This is a genomic window from Carnobacterium sp. (assembly GCF_032094055.1).
Classification (GTDB): Bacteria; Bacillota; Bacilli; order Lactobacillales; family Carnobacteriaceae; genus Carnobacterium_A.
Window position 1 is genome coordinate 36,405 of the sequence record NZ_DAMDAK010000003.1, and the last position, 1,057, is coordinate 37,461.

The window sequence follows — 1,057 nt, forward strand, 5'->3', positions numbered from 1 at the left end:
GGAGGAAATAAATTCGCTCATTTAATTCTTTTGGATGGGAATGAAAAAAACCAAAATTTAGTAATAGCAGTTGAAGAAGCTTCTTTATTATTAGCTTCAGCTTTTTATAAAAACCATGCTGTCGCAGAAAAAGAAAAAAACTTTCAAGACTCTTTTATTAGAGATATTTTGCAAGGAACAAACTATACACAGCTAGATACTATAGAAAAAGCAAAACTTTATGGTTGGGAAATGGAGTTTCCAGAAGTCATTTTTGTATTAAAATTATTAAATGAAGATGAGTTATTTAAAATAGGAGAGTATGAAAAAATAATTAGCAGCCGAGTAATCGAAATGGTATTAAATCGTGAATTGATTACGACAAATAAAAAAATAAAAGTTACTTATATAGATGGGTCATTGGTAGTATTTGTAAATGTTGCTTTTATTAGCAATAGTAAACAAAAAATGAAAGAAATTGGGAATTTGCTAACTGATAAATTAAAAAAAGATTATTCTATAGGAATAGGAATTTCTAATCCTATATTAAATTCTCGTTCATTCCCCGCAGCCTATAAAGAAGCAAAAGATAGTTGGTTTATCGGTCGTAAATTAAATGAAGATTGTTTTGTGAGCCATTATGACGACAATGAGTTATTTAATATCATTAAAGAAGTGAAAGATACAAAAGTTTTGGAAAAATATGTTGAGCGTAAATTAGGTGATATTTTAGCTTATGATGAAAAAGTAAATATGGATTTATTAAAGACCCTTTTTGCACTAATTGAAACTCAATTTAACCATAAAGAAGCAGCAAAAAAGTTATTTATCCATTACAATACATTGCGATATAGAGTAAACCGTCTTAAAGACTTAGGAATAAATATAGATGATGGGCTAGAAATAGCTGAAATTATTCTAGCTTACTATATAAACGTGTGGACAGAAATAGATAGAAAGGAATAGTTCATCAAGTATAAAGAAATTAACTGATAATGAAATTGAGATAAAAGCGTTTTGATTGTTACTTTATAACAATTAAAACGTTTTTTGTTATGTTTTTACCACGATGAAAACC

Annotated in this window: 1 protein-coding gene; it reads left to right on the top strand. The window is 27.6% G+C overall.

From position 1 onward, the window contains the following. Nucleotides 1–945: helix-turn-helix domain-containing protein (locus RT405_RS01015; protein WP_313466832.1), on the top strand; the 945-nt coding region annotated here is incomplete at its 5' end. Nucleotides 946–1,057 lie beyond the last annotated feature (112 nt).